We start from the raw sequence: 21,207 nt of genomic DNA, 5'->3' as shown, positions 1-21,207 counted from the left end.
AGCTCTTAAAATACAGGTGTAGAAACCTATATAAAGGTGAAATCCATGAGCTTAGCAACAATATATAAAGAAATTAAGCACGAATTAAATGCAATTGAAAAACTACTAGAAACGGTCGTTGAAGCCGATCAAGACATTCTAACGCAAGCGTCCTCGCAACTGTTAAAAGCGGGAGGAAAGAGAATGCGCCCTATTATGGTCTTGTTGGCTGCTCAATATGGAGAACGTGACCGTGAAGATGTCCGGAAAATCGCAGTCGCTTTAGAACTTATACATATGGCTTCACTTGTTCACGATGATGTGATTGATAACTCGGAAATGCGGCGGGGACAACAGACGGTAAAATCACGCTGGGATAATCGGGTGGCTATGTATACGGGCGACTATATCTTTTCTCGCTCGTTAAAGCTTGCTTCGGAGATCGAGATTCCTGAGGTTCATCAGATTTTGTCTCATACTATGAAAGAAATTAGTTTAGGTGAGATAGAGCAAATCGAGGATCAATATAATTGGACTCAAAATGTTAGAACATACTTTCTGCGTATAAAAAGAAAAACAGCCTTGCTCATGGCCATCAGCTGTCAACTTGGAGCGATAGCGGCTGGTGCCCCTGAAAAAGTCTGTCGTCATCTATATTATTTCGGCTATTATACGGGGATGTCCTACCAAATCATTGATGATGTCCTTGATTTTACGGCAACAGAGAAGCAGTTAGGAAAGCCTGCTGCCAGCGATATAAAGCAAGGGAATGTGACATTGCCTACGCTGATTGCCCTTCGGAAAGAGAATACGGCTGAAAGGTTAATGACAGCCTTAAAGAAGGGTGATAAAAAGACCCATGATTGGGATGCTATTATTCAGTTAATCAAGGACTCTGGTTCTACGAGTGAAGCAGAGAAGGTCAGTACTCAATACATAAAGAAAGCCTATGATCAGTTAACTTACTTACCTCAGACGAAGACGACAAAGCACATGGAGCGTATTGCGGATTATATCAGTAAGAGAAAATATTAGATTGTCACCTGTTATGGGTTTTGATAGACTAAACATTGTAAATAATACGAAGGGGAGCGCTTCCAACTCCCCCTAAACCAACATCTGAAGAAGAGAGGGGACATAGTATGGAAAGAACGTTTTTAATGGTCAAGCCAGATGGTGTACAACGAAATCTTGTTGGAGAGATTGTCTCACGATTCGAGAAAAAAGGATTTAAACTTGTTGGTGCGAAATTAATGTCAGTGGACCGAGCATTGGCTGAAAACCATTATGCCGAACATAAGGAACGACCATTCTTTGGTGACCTAGTTGAGTTTATTACCTCTAGCCCTGTTTTTGCGATGGTTTGGGAGGGCGAGGGTGTTATTGCAACGGCACGTAAAATGATGGGCTCTACAAACCCTGCAGATGCTGCCCCAGGGACTATCAGAGGAGATTATGGTGTACAAATGAGTCAAAATATTATTCATGGCTCTGATTCTCCTGAAAGTGCTAAAAGAGAAATCAACCTATTCTTTTCACAAGATGAAGCGCTTACTTACGAAAAGGCTGTCGAGCGCTGGGTATAAAAGGAAGTTAAGGTACCGACCAAAGGGTTGGTACTTTTTGTTTGAAAAATAAGCAACGAGACAATGAAAGTGTCTGTTGGTCTGACTTTGATTTTAAAAGGATAAGTTGAAGCGCTAGAATTTAGTTTCGGTCTGTTTTTTAGCCATTATACAATAAGATTTTAATAGAAAAATTAAAAAAAGGTCTACATGATCGTCTAGAATATGCTAGTATATAAAAAAATATAGAAATACATATGTTTTAAGAGAATGGCTCTCTTTTCTAAAATCCGTAGTCATACCAAGAGCAGTACGACTTTTAGAAGAAATAGAGATGGGGTGGGGGGAGAGCTGACAAGATGATCGATGACTATGAGTGGTTTCAAAAGAAGATTTTTGAAAGAACAGGCATTGATTTGGCGCTCTATAAAGAAGAGCAAATGAAACGGCGATTGACGAGCTTAAAGACAAAACATAAAGCTTTATCTTTTGAAGAGTACTATTTTAAAATAGAGAAATCGAGTGCGTTATTTGCTGAGTGTCTTGATAAAATCACGATTAATGTCACTGAATTCTTTCGCAACAAGCAGCGTTGGGAGGTTCTAGAAAAACAAATCTTACCGCTTCTTTTAAAAGATAGAACCCATCGCTTAAAAGTATGGAGTTCAGCGTGTTCAACGGGAGAGGAGCCTTATTCTCTTTCGATGATGCTGTCTAAATACTTGAAGCCTCGTGATTATGAAGTACTTGCGACAGATATTGATGAAAAGGTACTAAAGATTGCTCAATTAGCGAGATATCCAGATAGAGTTTTAAAAGAAGTCAGTAAGGATGAGCGGGCCCGTTATTTTAAACCCGCTGATTTACTATGGGAAGTCGATCGTGAAGTGAGAAAACCGGTACAATTTAAAAGACTGAATCTATTGGCGGAGACATACGGAAGTGAGTTTGATCTCATTTTATGTCGAAATGTCGTGATTTACTTTACTGATGAGGCAAAACAGCAATTATATTTAAAATTTGCTCAAGCTTTAAGACCTGGTGGTGTTTTGTTTGTTGGGAGTACAGAGCAGATCTTTAATCCAAGAAGTTATGGTTTAGAACCTTTAGAAACATTTTTTTATCAAAAAGTTTGAGACTGGGAGGAATATCAGAATGAGATTTTTAACTGCAGGTGAATCACACGGACCACAATTGACCATTATTATCGAGGGTTTTCCAGCGGGTCTTGAGGTCAAGGCTGATGCTATAAATGAAGAGTTAAGACGTCGTCAAGGTGGTTATGGACGCGGTCGACGCATGAAAATTGAAAAGGATACTGTGCAAATTGTAGGCGGAATTCGCCATGGGTATACAACAGGAGCACCTATTGCTTTAGTCATTGAAAATAAAGATTGGAGAAACTGGACAGAGATTATGGGTCCAGATCCTATTGAGGATCCGTCATCAGTCAAGAAACGGGTGAGCCGTCCCCGTCCAGGTCACGCAGACTTAAATGGTGCTATAAAGTATGGTCATCGTGATATGAGGGATGTCCTTGAACGTTCGTCAGCACGGGAAACTGCTGCCAGAGTAGCCGTAGGAACGATTGCTAAACTTTATTTAAAGGCCATTGGGATTGAAATTGCTGGGCGTGTAGTAGAAATATGTGGAGCAAAGGACACAAGCCCATTACCTGAAAGTATTGAAGTGATTCGTGAGAAGACAGAAGCATCAGAAGTAAGGTGCCTTGATCAAAAGGCAGAAGAGGAAATGAAAAAAGTCATTGACGAGGCAAAAGCTAACGGAGACTCTGTTGGCGGTGTTGTTGAAACAATCGTTGCGGGTGCCCCCGTAGGTCTTGGAAGTCACGTTCATTATGATCGAAAGTTAGATGCCAAAATCGCGATGGCCGTCATGAGTATCAATGCTTTTAAAGGTGTTGAATTTGGGGCTGGGTTTGAGATGGCAAGTCTGCCTGGAAGTCAAGTTCATGATGAAATTCAATGGGCAGAGGGCCAGGGCTATTCAAGAAAGACTAATCGCCTGGGCGGTTTTGAAGGTGGGATGACCACAGGGATGCCGATTATTGTTAGAGGTGTCATGAAACCTATTCCGACATTGTACAAGCCTCTTCAAAGTGTTGATATTCAGTCGAAAGAGCCTTTTTCCGCAAGTATTGAAAGAACGGACAATTGTGCAGTACCCGCAGCTAGTGTTGTCTGTGAACATATGGTGGCTTGGGAGTTGGCACTTGCTGTAAAAGAAAAATTTGGAGGCGATCGCATGGAAGAAGTCATCCAAGCCGTTAAGCTTCACCGTGAGCGATCAGTGGCATTCTAATGGAACAGTTTACAATAACAACACCCCATAAAACGTATCCAGTCGTGATTGGAAAAGGGTTACGTCATCAATTATTAGAGCTTTTAAAAAAAGAGTTTTCTGCCTATGTTATTGTGACGGATAGTCAAATTGCTCCTTTATATCTTGAGGATGTCAAAAAGGCCTTAATGTCTAAACCCAAAGTCTATAGCTATGTTGTCCCTAGCGGTGAGGCGTCGAAGGATTTTGACACCTATAAGCGCCTCATTGACTACATGGTGGAACTTAATCTTGATCGCCAATGCTGTGTGATTGCTTTAGGGGGAGGGGTTGTTGGCGATCTCGCTGGCTTTGTTGCTGCAAGCTTTTTAAGAGGCGTTGCTTTTGTGCAAATGCCAACCACTTTGCTTGCACATGATAGTAGTCTTGGTGGTAAGGTTGGAATTAATCATGATCTTGGTAAGAACTTAATCGGCGCTTTTTATCATCCAGAAGCGGTTATATATGATACTGAGACTTTGTCTTCCTTACCTGAAAAAGAATGGCGTTCCGGTTTAGCAGAAGTCGTAAAGCACGGTATTATAGATTCCAAGGCACTTTATGATAAAATGCGTCAATTGCTTCCCGAGAGGCAGGCGATTAGTGTGGAGGTCATGGCTTCTATTTTAAAAGAAGCCATGATGGTCAAGGCTAATATTGTTGCTCAAGATGAGACGGAGTCCGGTGTTCGTAAATTCCTTAACTTTGGTCATACGCTAGGACATGCATTAGAAAAGGAAAGTGGTTATGGCGCGCTTACACATGGTGAAGGTGTTGCGATCGGCATGATTTTTGCACTGAAATTAAGTGAGCGAGTCTACCATCATTCTTTGCCGATTGAAGAAATAACAGATTGGTTAGGGCGGTTAGGTTTGCCAACGAGCATTCCCAAAGGTCTTGATAAGGCCAAGCTGGTACAGACTATGAAATATGATAAAAAACGTACAGACGGACAAATTGTCTTCGTATTATTAAAAGCCATTGGTGAACCCAAAACCCAAGCGGTTCCCGAAGATCTAATTATTGAAGTGTTAGAGGATTTTCACGAGTAGGTATTGAAAAATTCCCTTATATCCCATTGACACATATGCAGATTTTGTTTACTCTATATGAAGAAAGAGTATTGACTTATTAGTTTAGTTATTAGTTATCTGATTAGATGAGATGAGTAGAGTGAGAGAATGAGATGAGTTGAGGAGAGCTTAGGGTATATCATGGCATACATTCCCCATAGGCTGTTCGCCTATGGGTTTATTATTTTTCCACATTTATACACCCCCCTAAAACCTCTCATACTCATTCTCTTCCAAAATTAAGGAGGAGAAGGTTTATGACTGTGATGATTCCTAATGAAGACAGCTTTAAGGACGGCCTACGCCGGCTCATGAACGGTGAACAATTTAATAGACAAGAAGCCCGACACATGATGGATTGCATTATGAGTGGGATTGCTACGACAAGCCAGATTTCTGCATTTTTATCTGTTTTACAGTTTAGGGGAGAATCCTCTGAGGAACTGACAGGTTTTGTCGAGTCGATGCGATCACATGCTATCACCATAGAGAAAGCAGAGCATGCACTTGATACCTGTGGAACGGGAGGAGACGGTTTATCTACATTTAACATCTCAACGGCTGTAGCTATTCTTCTCTCTTCACTGAATGTAAAAGTCGCCAAACATGGCAATCGGGCGGTCTCCTCGAAAAGTGGCAGTGCTGATGTTCTAGAATATTTAGGAGTCCCGGTCCAGTCCTCTGTTGAAGATGCTTTAAGAGCCTTAAAAAAGAATAATATGTGCTTCTTATTTGCCCCTCTTTATCATGCTTCGATGAAACACGCTGCCGGACCTCGTAAAGAGCTTGGTTTTCGAACAGTATTTAATATTCTTGGTCCTTTGGTCAATCCCGCCAAAAGTGAATGTCAGCTTCTTGGGGTCTATGACTTTAACATCGCAAGAAAAATGGCAGAAACCCTGAAGGCTCTGGGGACTAAGCGCTCTATGCTCGTCACAGGGGAGTATGGGTTAGATGAACTCTCAATTACAGGACCCTCCAATGTGCTCTTAGTTGAAAACAACCAGATTCGTGAACTGACGATCGCCCCAGAAGATGTTGGCCTTCCCAGAGGCAATTTAAAAGAGATACAGGTCTCTACTGTCGAAGAAAGCGCACGTTTGATCGAAGCCATTTTCAATGGGGAAAATCAATCAACGGCCTATAATATTGTTCTTCTAAACGCTGGGGCTGCCCTGTATGTTGCTGATAAAGTCCCTACTGTTACAGAAGGTGTTAATATGGCAAGAGAGGCTATACGAGCCGGTCGTGTGAGCGAACAATTAAATCGTCTAAAAGGGGAAGCGAGGGAAGAACGTCATGCTTGAAACCATCATTCAATCAAAAAAAGAAGAAATTAAAAAAACTCAATTTGAAGCCGGACGCTTTGAAGGCTTGCGTTATTCTTTGAAAAAGGCCTTATTAAATCCTAATCAAAGTGTAGGGTTAATCGCGGAGGTGAAACAAGCCTCTCCGTCTAAGGGAGTTTTCACGACGGCGTTTGATCCTGAGCACATTGCAAAAAGTTATGAGAGCGCGGGGGCCGATGCGATATCGGTTCTAACCGATCAAAAATTTTTTAAGGGATCCATTAGTTATTTAAAATTAGTCAAACAAGCGGTACATCTTCCTGTTCTTAGAAAAGATTTTATTATTGATGAGCGGCAAATTGATGAAAGTGTTGCCATTGGGGCGGATGCCATTTTGCTCATTGCAGCAGCGCTTGAACCAAAAAAACTTCATGAATTTTATTTGAAGGCGTATGAAGGGGGATTGGAGTGCCTTGTCGAAGTTCATAATCGACAAGAGCTAGAAGCACTTCTTGAAGAATTTCACCCGGAAATCATCGGCATTAATAATAGGGATTTGAAAACCTTTTATACAACTCTTGACACGACAAAGGAGGTTCTCCCTTTTATTCCGGAGACCAGTGTTTCAGTTAGTGAGTCAGGGATACTTGCTCCTGAAGCTATTGATACGCTCAAGCGTTTAGGTGTCAACGGTGCCCTTGTGGGTGAGGCGTTGATGACAGCTGAGACCCCAGAGCGTGGTATTCACTATTTATTTGGAGGGAGTTCGAGGTGACCTTTCCTCTTCTAAAGTATTGTGGCAATCAAAATTTTTATGATTACCAGCTTGCAGCTTCTTCTAAGGCAAGCCATATCGGCTTTATTTTTTATGAAGGGAGTAAACGGTATGTTCGTTCCCAAGAGGTCGGACGATGGATAGGGAAGTATCCTAAGCAAAAGCGACAAAAACTTGTGGGTGTCTTTGTTCATCCCACTCTTGAGGAATTAAAGGACGTCCTTCAATATGTCAAGTTAGATATTATCCAGCTTCACGGTCACGAAACGGTCTCGTTTTTACAGGAGGTCTCCCATGCCGTTAAGCTCCCTATATGGAAAGCAATCCACCATGATGAAGAAGCACTCAGCCTAATGAGGGAATATAATGGAGTGGCTTCAGGTTACGTGATTGATGTGAAGACCAAAGAAGCCTGGGGAGGCACGGGGCAAGCTTTTAACTGGGAAGTTGTTCCTGATTATACACAAGAAGCGGCAAGGCAAGGTGTTCAGTGTTTCATTGCAGGTGGTGTGAACCCTAGTAATGTCAAGCAATTACTTTTGTATGAACCTATGGGAATCGATCTTGCTTCTGGCATTGAACAAGCTGGTGTCAAATCAAAGAAACTGGTGGAAGACTTAGAAAGGAAGGTTGAACAGACGATGAATAAATTTCCAGATGAGCAAGGAAGATTCGGAGATTTTGGTGGGAAATTCGTCCCAGAAACACTCATGTATGCTTTGGAAGAATTAGAATCAGGGTTAGGAGAAGCGATGGCGGATCCCGAATTTATTGATCTTTACCATAAAACAATGAAGGATTATTCCGGTCGTCCTACCCCTGTGACTTATGCCCGGCGATTATCAGAAAAAATAGGTGGGGCAAACCTCTACTTAAAGCGTGAGGATCTTAATCATACCGGTGCCCATAAAATAAATAACGCGATTGGACAAGGACTTTTAGCCAAACGCATGGGAAAAGAGAAATTAGTGGCTGAGACGGGAGCGGGGCAGCACGGAGTTGCTACCGCGACGATTGCCGCTTATCTAGGGCTATCATGTAAAGTGTTTATGGGCAAAAAGGATGTCGAACGCCAACAACTTAATGTCTTCAGAATGGAGTTGTTAGGGGCTGAAGTTATCCCGGTGGAAAGTGGAAGCCAGACCTTAAAAGATGCGACGAATGAAGCTCTTCGTTATTGGGTGGAAAATGTTGAGGATACCTTCTATCTTATTGGGTCAGTTGTCGGACCACATCCTTATCCCATGATGGTACGTGATTTTCAACGCGTTATAGGTGACGAATCTAAAGCACAATTTCTTGAACTAAAAGGGAAGCTACCGGATGTTATTGCTGCCTGTGTGGGTGGTGGAAGTAACTCGATGGGGATGTTTTATCCTTTTTTAGAGGATGATGTAGAACTCATTGCTGCTGAAGCAGGGGGAAAAGGTGAAGATACCGCCTTTCATGCGGCGACCCTCGCGAAAGGTCGAAAGGGCGTCATTCATGGGGCTTTAACTTACTTAATCCAAGATGAAGCTGGACAAATTATCGAACCTTATTCGATCTCGGCGGGGCTTGATTATCCAGGAATTGGACCTGAACATGCCTATCTTGCTTCTATCGATCGTGTCCATTATGAAAGTATTACCGATGAGGAAACGTTAGAAGCGGTAGAATTACTCTGTCGTTTGGAAGGTATCTTGCCAGCTTTAGAAAGTGCCCATGCGTTGGCATTAGCGATAAAAAAAGCGAAGACGTTAACGAAGGAGCAAGATATTTTAGTCTGCTTATCTGGTCGGGGAGATAAAGACGTCCATTCGATTCAGAAGACCTTACAAGGAGGTGGCGTTCATGAGTAGATTATCAAAGACTGTGAGTGCATCTGATAAAATGCATTTTATTCCCTTTATTACAGCGGGGGATCCTAATATCGAAACGACCATAGATCTTGCATTAATGTTGCAAGACATGGGGGCATCAGTTCTTGAGTTGGGGATTCCGTTCTCAGACCCTCTAGCAGATGGTCCGGTCATCCAAAGAGCTTCATTGAGAGCTTTGGCAGGTGGTATGACCCTATCTAAAGCGATGGATATTGTCCCGAAAATGCGCGAAAAAGGGCTAAAAATACCCGTTATTATCTTTACTTATTACAATCTTCTGCTACAATTAGGAGAAAATAATTTTATTAAAAAAGCGATAGAAAATGAGATTGATGGACTTTTAGTGCCTGATCTTCCCTATGAAGAAAGTGCAGCGTTGCGTTCACAATGTCGAGAGCATCATCTTGCCTTAATCTCTTTAGTTGCGCCAACCACATCACAAGAGAGGTTAGAGCGCATTGGGAAGGATTCGGATGGGTTTCTCTATTGTGTATCCTCTCTTGGGGTCACAGGTGTAAGAAAGACCTTCCATCCTCATGTCCTATCTTTCCTTCAACGTGTTCAGAAAGCTTCAGAAATTCCTGTTGCCGTTGGTTTTGGGATTTCTTCTAAGGAGCAAGTGCAGCAACTCAAGGATTATTGTGAGGGTTACGTGGTTGGAAGTGCAATTGTCCGAGAGATAGAAAGTAGAGAAGATCGGCTCCAATCTGCTGAGCGCGATCAGGCGATTGAAGAAATAAGAGAAACATTATCTCAAAAATTACTTTTCTGATAGAATAAGAGGGAAATAAATAGAGTTCTATCGCTTATTGACTTTTCATCAAAAGGAATGACCTCTTAATAGAAGAAAGGGCGGATAAGGTTGAAAGAACAGCTTAGGTCAATTAGCCCTTACCAACCCGGTAAGCCAATTGAAGAAGTAAAAAAAGAGTTCGGATTAGAAAAGGTGATTAAATTAGCTTCCAATGAGAATCCTTTTGGAAGTTCCCCGAAAGCTATTGAAGCCATGAACGCAGCAATTAAGGATGTCGCAGTCTATCCTGATGGTCACGCAACTGAGCTTCGCCAAGCCCTCTCGCATTTACATGGTCTTTCGGAAGATCAATTTATATTTAGTAATGGTTTAGATGAACTCATACACATGTTAAGCCATAGCATTCTAGAAAAGGGCTCTAATACGGTCACGGCTGACATTACTTTTTCGAGCTATAAAATTGCGGCACAAATAGAAGGAGCCGAAATTAAGGAAGTCCCCTTGATTAAAGGGCGTTTTGATTTGCAAGGGATACTCGAGGCTATTGATGAGAACACTGGAATTGTTTGGATATGTAATCCGAATAATCCAACGGGTGATATTCTTTACAAGGATGAGTTTGAAATTTTCTTAGAGAAAGTCCCTCCACATGTTGTCGTTGTTTCTGATGAAGCCTATTACGAATATGTGGCTCACAAGGATTATCCAGATACAATAAAATACCTTGAGCGTTTTCCTAATCTTGTGATCATGCGTACTTTTTCTAAAGCCTACGGATTGGCGGGATTACGGATAGGTTATGGCATGGCCGATGCCAATTTGATCAAAGCTCTAGAACCGGTCAGACAGCCCTTTAATGCCTCACGTATTGCTCAAAAGGCCGCTATTGCCGCACTTGATGATCATGCCTTTATTGATATGGCGGTACAAAAGACACATGAAGGTCTTGACCAGTACTATACCTTCTGTGAAGAATATGGGCTCCATTATTTCCAGTCTTATGCCAATTTTATTCTCATAGATTTTAATACTTCAGGGGAAGAAGTGTTTAATTACCTATTGCCAAGAGGATTTATTGTCCGAGTAGGTGTTGCAAAAGGCATGCCTAACACAGTACGAATTACCATTGGATCTAAGGAAGAGAATGAGGCTATCATCAATTGCTTGAAAGGTTTTTTAGATGAACAAAAGTAAAGTATTTGTGATTGGCTTGGGTCTTATCGGTGGATCTTTGGCAAAAGCATTAAAAGGAAATGAAACGCTCTATATAACGGGTTTTGATCCTAAGAAAGAAACCATGGAAGCCGCTCTAGATTTAGGTGTTATTGACCGTGCAGAACCTGATATCCCTACGGGAGCTTCAGAAGCTGATCTTATTATATTATCTGCACCTATATCAGGGATACTAGATACACTTGATGTCTTGGCAAAAGTGACGTTAAAACCAGGTGTGATTATTACAGACACAGGGAGCACCAAACGCGTGATTCGTGATAAAGCAAATCAAGTTCTCGGATCAGAGGCGTGCTACATAGGTGGACACCCGATGGCTGGGTCCCATAAAAGTGGTGTGTTTGCTTCGAAGGCGGATTTATTCGAAAATGCCTTTTACTTTATCACACCTGAAGATGGGGAAGATAAAGCTAAAATTCGTCAACTAGAAGAGTGGTTAAGTGCAACCCGTGCAAAGATGATGACGATTGACCCGGAGACTCACGATCAAGTGGTCGGTATTATTAGTCATTTTCCTCATATTGTTGCGAGTGCACTTGTCCATCAATTGAATCGGAATCCAGCCAATAAGGAACTGGACTTACCTCGGTTGGCTGCTGGGGGCTTTCGTGACATTACCCGCATTGCTTCTTCAGATCCATACTTATGGCAAGATATTACGATGCACAACCACGATGTCCTACTTAAGTTATTTGATGACTGGGAGCAAGTGCTCCATACAATAAAACAGCAGCTCGTCCAGCATGATAGCACGTCGGTCTACAGCTTTTTTGAGAAGGCCAAAAATATAAGGGATCAATTTCCTGTTAAAAAAACGGGAATATTGCCCCCTTCGTTTGACCTCTATCTCGATATTCCCGATGAGCCTTGCGAAATTTCTAAAGTAACAGGTATTATTGGGAAAGCAAATATTTCAATTATAAATATCAATGTGATTGAATTAAGAGAGAGTGTCTCTGGGGTTTTGCGCCTTTTCTTTCAATCAGAATCCGCTCGTGATCAGGCGATGCGTTTATTGAAAGACCATCATTACAATACGTACTTGATTGATTAATTTTTAAATAGAGTGAACCTTCCCTTGTGGACAGGTTCTTTTTTACTTTTAGCTCACATATCGTTAAATCAAGAAGTTCTAGAGCTGAGGGGAGAGGAAGAACTTGGTTTACTCTATTCGATACGGCTATCCAGAGCAGACACAGTTTCTCGTGATAGAACATGGGAAGATTATTGATTGTACAACTCGGCATCCACGGAGCGAATGCTTAATTGATTTCAAAGGCTTGAGACCGCGTCCGGGTGCAACGTTTTACGCACCCTATTTACTAGATTATTCTAGGAAAGAAGATAGACTTAAAGCCTATCAGTCTATTATGGATCGTGGCGGAACTTCAGTGATTGTTCCCTGTTATTGTAAGAATGTTGCGCTATTAAAAGCGAATCTTCAGGCCACGAGACAAGTGATGAAACATTCCCCTTTAGATTATCTCATTGGTTTGTCAACACATATTGAGTTTTTATCACAAGCCCTTGTCATTGAATGTAATAAACAAAGTATTCCATTTATACAATTTGAGTTTAGTCATATTGATGACCTCTATTCTTATCCATGGGAGTGGTTACGGGATGCGGTAAATGGTCAAAGATTGCTCTTTATCCCCTTTTACAAGACAAGAGGAGAAGATAAGAAAGCAGGGCTACAAAGGAAGAAGTTTTATCACCTCTGGTATCAATTTGCAGATCGAATGAACATTCCAACGGCGCTTGCATTTGAGGAAGACCATGCCATCCCTAATCCCTTAACAAAAAACCTAGGTCTCTATCCTATTAAAGGCGCTCTTGTTCCTGGAAGTGATTGTGATTGTGTCTTGACTCCCGTATCGCTTGAACAGCAAGAGAATCTCCATTATGATGAGAATAATCACAGTGTGGTTGTGATACGTGGGCAGGTTCAAAAAGGGAACGGGAACATGATGTGTCCAGGCTTTGGACAAGAGATAAAAGTCCCGATGGTCCACCGTTTTACAGGAGATTGGGAGTGCTGACAGTCATTATGAATGAGCGATTAGATTGGGCAATACATTTAATAGAGAGTGGTCAATACGACGAAGGATTAAAACAAATAAAAACAATATTAAAGGAAGCAGATGAGGAGACAGCCTTCGAAATTGCGACACATTATCAGGAGTGGGGGATGGCTGAGGACGCTCGTGCCATCTTAACTCGACTTCATAAACAGCATCCAAGTGATTCACATATATTAATGGCGCTTGCGGAAGTCGATATCGATCTGGATCAAGAGGATCAAGCGATAGATTGGCTGATGAGCATTCATCAATTAGACGAAAATTATTTGAGTGCACAAGTTTTACTTGCCGATCTATACCAAGCACAAGGTTTGGAGGAAGCCGCTGAGCGGAGGTTACTTGAAGCTCATAAGTTTTCACCTCACGAGCCCATTTTGATTTTTGCATTGGCCGAGTTTTATGCTTCAGTTGGGCGAGCAGGACAAGCCGCAACATTATATAAACAAGTACTCCATGCGGATACATTAAAACATGAAAATGTTCAATTGAAGCTCGCCGAAGCTTTAAGTTACAATGGTCAGTTTGAAGAAGCACTTATCTACTATAAAAAAGGGCTGGAGTCAGATAAACCATTAAATAGTTTATTTGGTTATGGCATGACGGCATTCAAGGTTGAGCAATATCAGACCACGATTACTGCTTTGGAAGAGCTCAAAGAGCTGGATCCTCAATACAGTACGCTTTACCCTCTATTAGCCAAAGCATATGAAGCAGAAGGGGCTGTTGATGAAGCTTTTGCGACGATTGAGGCGGGGATTAAAATTGATGAATTTAATGAGCAATTATTTATTGAAGCCTCAGATCTCGCAATGAAATTAAAAGACCCTTATAAAGCAGAACATTATTTAGAGCAGTTATTAGCAATAGATCCAGAAAACACTGAGGCTATAAAAAAATGGGTAGAAATAAAAAGAGAACAAGAAGATCATGAGGCTATTATTCAGCTCTTAGAAAAGGAAAAAGCTGATCCGGAACTTTTATGGTATTTGGCGAGTGCCTACGTCGAAGAGGAACACTTGGAAAAAGCAGCAAAAATTTATAATCAAATCGTGTCACATTTTAAAGAAGATCCTGCCTTTTTAAAAGAATATGGGGAGGTATTGTGGCAATTAGGAGAACGCTCTGAGGCGCTACAAATGTTACAGGACTCCTTAAGTTTAGACCCCGAAAACGAAGAATTGAGAGCATTTGTCGAACGAATTGAGCAGGATTTTTAATGTTGGCATAGAATTGTATAGATTAAGAGAAAGAGTTGAACTCATGCTTCATCGATTAAGAGGGATTATGTACACTTTTTGAAGATGATATTTTTCATGAAGGGAGACGCTTTTAATGGAGCAAATGATTTCCATTGAAGAAAAACGTTCGTTTTTAAAATGGTTTCTCCGAAGCTATCAATTAAAAAGCCGTGAATGTATTTGGTTGTTAAATTATATTTTGAGTGATGAACATTTACTTGGACTTCTTAAATTTGTGGATAATATTAGTGGATGCCCGAGAGCGATTGTGGTCTCCGAGAAGAATGTCCCCCATCCTGCTTTTATCTATCGGAAACAAGAAGTGGAAACGCATGAACCGGAAAAAGCTTTTCATGATATACGGATGGATCAAGAAGAAGCGATTTATATCCATCTCATGTTTCCCTCATCTTCTCGCTCCTCAGAGTACGTGTCGATACTTGAAGAAAATCCATATGATCGGAGACATCTTAGTGATCGATATGGTGAAGAAGTTAAACTTCTTATTGAAAAGTCTGAGAAGCAATTTATGATGACTTATTTAGAAAAAAAAATTGACGAATCTCTCGAGAAGAAAGACAAAAATCAGTTTGAGAGACTTGTTGCTGAATTACAAAAATTAATGGTGTAATGAATGAATGGAGGAAGCCCTTGATCTTTTAAGGGCTTCTCTTTTACAATCATAGTCAAAAGGTTTTGGTGAAAGTGGGACTAGTTTAACAAGAAGGGAGCAATCGATGTGAAATGGCGTGCAAAAGATATAGAACGGTTTTTAGAAGAAAAGCAATATGTCGATACTATCATTGTTCCGCTCATCCCATTAAACTGGGATGAAGGGATGCTTGCCACAGTGAGAGAAGGGGAATATGTTCAGATTTTAGGAGATGAAATTGAAAGGCAGCTTAAAGGTCGAGTCGTATTAAATCCGGCTTTTACTTATTTTAAGGAGGAAGCCCTTGAAGAACGAATGAAAAGATTAGAAACGTGGAAGAATGGAATGATAAATGGCGGAGGTAAATTTGTCTATTTTGTGACATCTGATGTGGATTGGAAAGCCTATGAAAGCCAATTAGAACATCTTATCTGGTTACCAGCGGTCCCGTTAGAGCACATGGATGAGCGCCACCGCAACGATTTTGTTGCTGAGACTGTCGGATCAGTCATGAAAACGATAACGGGACAATGGATCAGTTAATTGTACTAAAGCTGTCAATCTTTATTGACAGCTAGCAAAAGATTGCGCTATCATTGGGATGTCTTAGTAAATATGTGTGATCATTCATGTTCGGAACTTCCAATAGAATAGGGGGGGAATTATGAGCAACAAAGAGCATGATGTCAGTCGACGTCAGTTCCTTAACTACACTTTGATGGGTGTAGGCGGTTTCATGGCGGCCACTATGGTGGCACCGATGGCCCGTTTTGCCATCGATCCACTCCTCCAGAAAAAAGAAGGGACGGAAATGATATATGTCATGGATGTTAAGGACATCACGACTGAACCACAGAACAAGAAATTCACTGTGAAAAAAGTGGATGGTTGGCACAAGTTTGATGAGCAAAATATCGCTTATATCTTCAAAAAGAAAAATGGCGATATCTTAGCTTTGTCCCCAACTTGTACACATCTTGGCTGTACGGTCGCATGGAACGATGATCCTGCTCATCCTAATCAATTTCATTGTCCGTGTCACGGAGGACGTTACACAAAAACAGGGATTAACATTCCTGGAACACCCCCGCCGGCACCATTAGGTGTCTACAAGACACAAGTCAAAGACGGGAAATTGTACCTTGGAGAAGTCCAATCAAGAGGGGGGGCTTAATGTATGTTACAAAAATTGTACGATTGGGTAGACGAGCGCTTAGACATTACGCCACTATGGCGCGATGTAGCCGATCATGAAGTCCCTGAGCACGTTAACCCCGCCTACCACTTCTCAGCCTTTGTTTATTGTTTTGGTGGATTGACCTTTTTTACAATCGTTATCCAGATTCTTTCTGGGATGTTTTTGACGATGTATTATGTACCGGACATTAACAATGCATGGGATTCTGTTTATTATTTACAGAATCAAGTGGCCTATGGCGTTATTGTACGTGGCATGCACCATTGGGGTGCCAGCGTGACGATTGTAATGGTCTTCTTACATACTTTACGTGTTTTCTTTACAGGGGCATATAAGAAGCCGCGTGAATTAAACTGGATTGTCGGTGTTCTACTCTTTTTTGTAATTTTAGGCTTAGGTTTTACAGGTTATCTATTACCTTGGGATATGAAAGCTTTGTTTGCCACTAAGGTTGGACTAGACATTGCTGCATCATTCCCATTTATTGGAGATTGGATTAAGGTCCTACTACAGGGAAGCGATATTGTAGGTGCGCAAACACTTGCGCGGTTCTTTGCGATTCATGTATTCTTCCTGCCAGCTGCGTTGTTAGGTTTATTGGCCGCTCACTTCTTAATGATTCGCAGACAAGGTATATCTGGACCGCTATAATCTGTGTTCAAAGGGAGGGGAAAAGGGCGAAATCATGGAAGTTTGCTAGCTCTTTTTTCCAGACTATTTGCACAACCATTTTAAGCCTCACTTGATTTAAAAAGGAGGGAAATGCATGCATCGTGGAAAAGGAATGAAATTCGTCGGTGATTCGAGGGTACCTGTTAAATCAAGAAAATTCATTCCTCCCAAGGATTATTCTGAATACCCAGGGAAAACAGAGGCCTTTTTGCCTAACTTCCTATTAAAGGAATGGATGGTTGGAGCAGTATTCCTCGTTGGGTTTATGATCTTAACCATCGCAGACCCGGCGCCGTTAGAAAAAGAAGCCGATCCAACAAGCTCAGGCTATATTCCACTACCCGACTGGTACTTTTTATTCTTATACCAATTGTTAAAGTATCCTGCAGCTTCAGGTCAATATAAGGTTATCGGTACAGTCTTGATACCGGGTCTTGCTGCCGTAGCATTGTTAGCGGCTCCGTGGCTTGACCGTGGGTTGGAACGTCGGCCCATCAAGCGTCCTATTGCGACCTTGATCATGTTACTTACTTTTGTTTCCATGATATATCTTACATGGGAATCGACAGTTTCTCATAACTGGGAACAAGCTGAACAACAAGGGAAAATCGTTCAAACGGTTGATTTTGATAAATCTGATCCGGGATATAAGCTGTTTAGTCAGAATTGTTCGTCCTGTCATGGTGAAAACCTTGAAGGTGCGGTTGGACCATCTCTTATTGGGAAAAACCTTGATCCTGCTATGGTCAAGAAGATGGCGACCCAAGGTGGCGGACAAATGCCAGCGGGAGTATTCAAAGGTTCAGATAAGGATTTAGATGCATTAGCTAAATTTGTTTCAGATGTAAGTAAAAAATAAGCTGGGATTCCCGGCTTATTTTTTTATAATCAGAATTATAACTTTGAGGAAGACCTTATAAGGTGCAACTTTATTGGTATTGTGGAGCATCAAATCATTCTGGTATATATTGGGACCTAACAATCCTTGACATGCTATTTTGAACTTTTTACTAGGCAGCTATAATTAAATGCGAATGCTTAATTTGAGACGATTGTTGTTTTTCAAGTCATCAATTTTCGGAGTAGAAGGAAATTGCGACATAAATCATAAATCACCGCTACGGAAATACACTCCGCTTTCCGCGGGCGGCTGGTGAGCCTCCTCGCGCTCCGCGCTCCGGGGTCTCACCTATGCCTCTGCTCCCGCAGGACTAAGGAAGGCAACTAGGAGAATAATCCTCGCAGAAAAATCGTGTTTTTTATGATTTTTTGAGTCTACGTGTATTTCCTTTGCTAGCTAGTTAAGATGATCTGATTTAAGTTGCACCAAAGCTAAAATCACCTTGAGAGAAAAAGCAAAGACGCCCGGTCTTTCCTATCAAAAAAGCATCGACAGCACACAAGGAGATTGGAGCGTAAGGCGCGAGACTCCTTCGGGAACAGCAACCAGCGTTACTTCTCGAATAAACTTCGAGTTGTTCCGAGAAAGCTGACTGCGAAGCGGTACGAGTAGACGCAGGAACAGGAGATTTTTATTCATAAATACTTGGGAACAAAAATAGCCCATTCCCAAGTTAGCTGAGGCACTAAGGACGATCGGTTAAAATCGTCACGTCCTGTGACAACACCGATCCTACCCACGTCCTGTGGGCATGAGGAAAGCGAGCGACCTGGAGCGGAGATCTACACTATTAGCTCGGAAAAGTATCACCTTGCAGTTACATCGCAATCTATATCAATTACGCCTTTAATGGTTTGAGTCTTGCTATTTCTGTTTTGAAATCTTATCATTAGTTAAAATCCTTAATACCCTAACATTTCACTGAGAACCAAAAATTTTACTATAAATGGACAAGCTATCGTTTGGGTTAGAAAGATTGAATGGAATGGAGGAGGGTTTTAAATGCCCGTCATTTGGTATCATGTTTTGCGACAAAGGAGCGTTTTATTACTCCTGCTTATTGTCAACACGGTTGGTACAATTTATGGTTATTATTGGTATAAATATCAATTGATGGACACGCCCACTCGTTTTTTATTATTTGTACCAGATAGTCCTACAGCGAGTTTGTTTTTTTGTCTCGTATTGTTTGCTTTCCTTTGCAAACGGCATTTTCCTTTAATTGAAGCTCTGGCCATGACATCCTTATTCAAATATGGCGTATGGGCTGTTGGGATGAACATTGCTTCAGGTTTTACAGGGTTCCATCTTACTTCAGCAAATTATATGCTCATCATTTCTCATGGCTGTATGGCATTGGAAGGCTTATTGTATGCGCCGTTTTATAAAATGAAAATATGGCATCTCATGGTAGCGGGGGTTGTACTGTTGCACAATGATATCATTGATTATGTCTTTAATATGATGCCCAGATATGATCCTTTGGCTGCTCATCAAGATTTGATCGGTTACATCACCTTTTGGCTCAGCCTATTTTCTATCTTTCTAACCTACTGGCTTTGTATACGATATCAAAAAAATACCGATTACATATAAACTGGTCTACTCTTGTCCCTTTTTACATACAATGATGGTGTGAAAGGGGGACGGGCAATGAAAAAGATATGGGTTATTCTTATCATTTGTATATTGTTGTTAACGTTAGGTTTAGGAAATACCGTCCACGGAAAAGAGCAAGTCCCACAGTCTTTGGACTCATTAGTACCTTTATCCAATAAGATTTATGAGTTTATTAATGATCAAGAATATAATGCGGCCAAAGAGTCACTTAAGCAATTCGAGAAAAAGCTTAACACCCTCACTAATAATGAGCAAGCGTCTCTCGATCCAACAGTCATCCGAACAGTGACAACGAGTGAGGAGCAACTCAAGATTATGCTCGGGGTTGATGAAAAAAATAACCAAGAACTTCACCAGGCTGCGCTTGAGTTGAGATTGGTCATCGATGCGTTGGGTTCTGATGGTGAACCCTTATGGAAAAGTTTAAAGAAACCTCTTTTCAGTGCTTTTAACAAAGTCAAGCAGGATGCTGCTAATAAAAATGATCAGAGTTATCAATATGATCTTAATCAGTTTGTAGATCTTTATCAAACCATCTATCCTGCTCTTGTTGTTGATATTTCTCCAATGAAATTAGGACAGATTGATCAAGCCGTAACTAAACTGGTCGAGGCAAGGACGACGACCACTCAAGACGTTAAGAAAAACAAAAAGCAATTGCAGGAAGTGTCTAAAGACTTAAATCGTTTGTTTGATAGTAAGCTGACGACAATCGTTCTTACTGGACCCATGCTTTGGGCAATAGTGCTAGGTAGCGTAGTCGTTATCACATTATTTTATGTGATTTGGAGAAAATATAGAGGAAAGCAATTAGGAAGGGCCTATCCTTAAAGATTCAGTGAACAAATCGCCATCTATGTTGACAGGTCGGGGGGATTTGACTAAAATTGACCTTAATAGATTATTTTATATAATGGCAAGCCAACCCTACTTTGATGTCTTTTGAGTCAAAAATTAGACCATTAAGTAGGACTCATGTGCTTATCATGAATCGATTCTGTTCAACGAACATTCGATGGGGAAGAGCACTCTCCTTTGAATGAGGTTTAACATAATGTTTAAAGAGAGAGAAAGGAAGATTGACCACGCAAAACGATGCATTCCTTTACCTTTTTAAACTACCGCTAACCAAATATGGAGGGTTGTCCTATGAGTCTAGGTGCATATCTTATTTACTTCGTTATAATCATGGCCATTCCCATTTGGGCACAAAGTAAAGTGAGAGGAACCTTTAATAAATACGTTCAAGTGCCGAACGAAACAGGTTTAACAGGGGCACAAGTCGCTAGGCGAATTCTTGACGAGCATGGCTTATATAATGTTGATATTGAAGAGATCCCTGGTCAACTTTCTGATCATTATGATCCGAGAAGTAAAGTATTGAGGTTATCCTCAGCCATTTATCATGGAAATTCAGTTGCAGGGACTGCAGTTGCAGCCCATGAAGTAGGCCACGCCATTCAAGACAAAGAAGACTATGTGCCACTTCGCTTCCGACATGCTTTAGTACCAGTGGCGAATTTTGGTTCCAGTATGGCATGGATCTTTATCATTGCTGGAATGATTTTCAGTGCTACATTAGGATTAATAGGTGTTATCTTTTTTGCAGCAGCTGTCCTTTTCCAAATTGTCACATTACCAGTAGAATTTAATGCCTCAAGAAGAGCGATGGTTCAGCTAGAAACATTAGGGCTCATACACAGTGAGGAGAAGCGGAGTGCTAGAAAAGTCCTAAGTGCTGCTGCTTTAACCTATGTGGCTGCTGCGTTGGTTGCTGTCCTCGAGCTTTTGCGTTTTGTCTTAATGTTTGTTGGGACTAATGATGAGGATTAATTTTAATGAAATCAAAGGGGCTGAGACATAACTCGCCCAAAAGAGTAAAAAAGATTCCGATGACCGCTTTTTGATCATAGGAATCTTTTTTGTTGGTTGCTTACCAAATCCATTAGGTGTTGAGGCTGTAGCCGAGGAA

General features: G+C 41.2%; 21 protein-coding genes. All 21 read left to right on the top strand.

Features of this window, described 5'->3' with window-relative positions; translation table 11 throughout:
• Window positions 1-45 precede the first annotated feature (45 nt).
• The 21 genes from IEV91_RS06515 to IEV91_RS06415 all read left to right on the top strand — a co-directional run bounded on the left by IEV91_RS06515 (window position 46) and on the right by IEV91_RS06415 (window position 21,068).
• Complete coding sequence (locus IEV91_RS06515; RefSeq protein ID WP_188496612.1) at window positions 46-1,014, top strand: polyprenyl synthetase family protein; 969 nt, start codon at window positions 46-48, stop codon at window positions 1,012-1,014.
• 107 nt (window positions 1,015-1,121) lie between these two features.
• Complete coding sequence (gene ndk, locus IEV91_RS06510; RefSeq protein ID WP_188496611.1) at window positions 1,122-1,565, top strand: nucleoside-diphosphate kinase; 444 nt, start codon at window positions 1,122-1,124, stop codon at window positions 1,563-1,565.
• 338 nt (window positions 1,566-1,903) lie between these two features.
• Window positions 1,904-2,680 carry a CheR family methyltransferase gene (locus IEV91_RS06505; protein WP_188496610.1) on the top strand — a complete coding sequence of 259 codons (777 nt, stop codon included), beginning with the start codon at window positions 1,904-1,906 and terminating at the stop codon, window positions 2,678-2,680.
• A gap of 19 nt (window positions 2,681-2,699) precedes the next feature.
• On the top strand, window positions 2,700-3,866 hold the full coding sequence (gene aroC / locus IEV91_RS06500; protein ID WP_188496609.1) for a chorismate synthase: 1,167 nt from the start codon (window positions 2,700-2,702) through the stop codon (window positions 3,864-3,866).
• The gene (gene aroB / locus IEV91_RS06495; RefSeq protein ID WP_188496608.1) at window positions 3,866-4,936 is read left to right on the top strand and encodes a 3-dehydroquinate synthase; all 1,071 of its coding nucleotides are present in this window, start codon (window positions 3,866-3,868) and stop codon (window positions 4,934-4,936) included. The genes aroC and aroB overlap by 1 nt, the downstream gene beginning before the upstream one ends.
• Window positions 4,937-5,223: 287 nt before the next feature.
• Complete coding sequence (gene trpD / locus IEV91_RS06490) at window positions 5,224-6,264, top strand: anthranilate phosphoribosyltransferase (RefSeq protein ID WP_373284405.1); 1,041 nt, start codon at window positions 5,224-5,226, stop codon at window positions 6,262-6,264.
• Window positions 6,257-7,021: an indole-3-glycerol phosphate synthase TrpC gene (gene trpC / locus IEV91_RS06485; protein ID WP_188496607.1), complete on the top strand. Its 765-nt coding sequence runs from the start codon at window positions 6,257-6,259 to the stop codon at window positions 7,019-7,021. Before trpD ends, trpC begins: the two co-directional genes overlap by 8 nt.
• A complete protein-coding gene (gene trpB, locus IEV91_RS06480) occupies window positions 7,018-8,862 on the top strand; it encodes a tryptophan synthase subunit beta (protein ID WP_188496606.1) in 1,845 nt (614 codons plus the stop codon). Before trpC ends, trpB begins: the two co-directional genes overlap by 4 nt.
• Window positions 8,855-9,655 carry a tryptophan synthase subunit alpha gene (gene trpA / locus IEV91_RS06475; RefSeq protein ID WP_188496605.1) on the top strand — a complete coding sequence of 267 codons (801 nt, stop codon included), beginning with the start codon at window positions 8,855-8,857 and terminating at the stop codon, window positions 9,653-9,655. The genes trpB and trpA overlap by 8 nt, the downstream gene beginning before the upstream one ends.
• A gap of 84 nt (window positions 9,656-9,739) precedes the next feature.
• On the top strand, window positions 9,740-10,831 hold the full coding sequence (hisC, locus tag IEV91_RS06470) for a histidinol-phosphate transaminase (protein WP_188496677.1): 1,092 nt from the start codon (window positions 9,740-9,742) through the stop codon (window positions 10,829-10,831).
• Entirely contained in the window at window positions 10,818-11,924 is a 1,107-nt protein-coding gene (locus IEV91_RS06465) for a prephenate dehydrogenase (protein ID WP_188496604.1), read from the top strand. The genes hisC and IEV91_RS06465 overlap by 14 nt, the downstream gene beginning before the upstream one ends.
• 103 nt (window positions 11,925-12,027) lie before the next feature.
• Complete coding sequence (locus tag IEV91_RS06460; protein ID WP_188496603.1) at window positions 12,028-12,912, top strand: hypothetical protein; 885 nt, start codon at window positions 12,028-12,030, stop codon at window positions 12,910-12,912.
• The gene (locus IEV91_RS06455) at window positions 12,906-14,171 is read left to right on the top strand and encodes a tetratricopeptide repeat protein (RefSeq protein ID WP_188496602.1); all 1,266 of its coding nucleotides are present in this window, start codon (window positions 12,906-12,908) and stop codon (window positions 14,169-14,171) included. The genes IEV91_RS06460 and IEV91_RS06455 overlap by 7 nt, the downstream gene beginning before the upstream one ends.
• Before the next feature lie 115 nt (window positions 14,172-14,286).
• Window positions 14,287-14,823 (top strand): ReoY family proteolytic degradation factor, encoded by a 537-nt coding sequence (locus IEV91_RS06450; protein ID WP_188496601.1) that lies wholly within the window; start codon window positions 14,287-14,289, stop codon window positions 14,821-14,823.
• Window positions 14,824-14,931: 108 nt separating this feature from the next.
• Window positions 14,932-15,387, top strand: coding sequence for a YpiF family protein (locus tag IEV91_RS06445; RefSeq protein ID WP_188496600.1), 456 nt, complete (start codon window positions 14,932-14,934; stop codon window positions 15,385-15,387).
• 121 nt (window positions 15,388-15,508) lie between these two features.
• Window positions 15,509-16,018 carry a Rieske (2Fe-2S) protein gene (locus tag IEV91_RS06440; protein WP_188496599.1) on the top strand — a complete coding sequence of 170 codons (510 nt, stop codon included), beginning with the start codon at window positions 15,509-15,511 and terminating at the stop codon, window positions 16,016-16,018.
• A 3-nt stretch (window positions 16,019-16,021) separates the two neighbouring features.
• Window positions 16,022-16,693 (top strand): menaquinol-cytochrome c reductase cytochrome b subunit, encoded by a 672-nt coding sequence (qcrB, locus tag IEV91_RS06435; RefSeq protein ID WP_188496598.1) that lies wholly within the window; start codon window positions 16,022-16,024, stop codon window positions 16,691-16,693.
• 115 nt (window positions 16,694-16,808) lie between these two features.
• Complete coding sequence (locus IEV91_RS06430) at window positions 16,809-17,573, top strand: menaquinol-cytochrome c reductase cytochrome b/c subunit (protein WP_188496597.1); 765 nt, start codon at window positions 16,809-16,811, stop codon at window positions 17,571-17,573.
• A 1,044-nt stretch (window positions 17,574-18,617) separates the two neighbouring features.
• The gene (gene lhaT / locus IEV91_RS06425) at window positions 18,618-19,211 is read left to right on the top strand and encodes a lipoprotein heptaprenylglyceryl N-acetyltransferase LhaT (RefSeq protein WP_188496596.1); all 594 of its coding nucleotides are present in this window, start codon (window positions 18,618-18,620) and stop codon (window positions 19,209-19,211) included.
• 57 nt (window positions 19,212-19,268) lie between these two features.
• Window positions 19,269-20,066 carry a sporulation protein YpjB gene (locus IEV91_RS06420; RefSeq protein ID WP_188496595.1) on the top strand — a complete coding sequence of 266 codons (798 nt, stop codon included), beginning with the start codon at window positions 19,269-19,271 and terminating at the stop codon, window positions 20,064-20,066.
• 318 nt (window positions 20,067-20,384) lie between these two features.
• Window positions 20,385-21,068, top strand: coding sequence for a zinc metallopeptidase (locus tag IEV91_RS06415; protein ID WP_188496594.1), 684 nt, complete (start codon window positions 20,385-20,387; stop codon window positions 21,066-21,068).
• Window positions 21,069-21,207 lie beyond the last annotated feature (139 nt).

This window comes from Pullulanibacillus pueri (assembly GCF_014639255.1).
GTDB classification, from domain to species: Bacteria; Bacillota; Bacilli; order Bacillales; family Sporolactobacillaceae; genus Pullulanibacillus; species Pullulanibacillus pueri.
The sequence above is the reverse complement of the archived record's forward strand: the minus strand, read 5'-3'. Positions and strand labels throughout refer to the sequence as shown.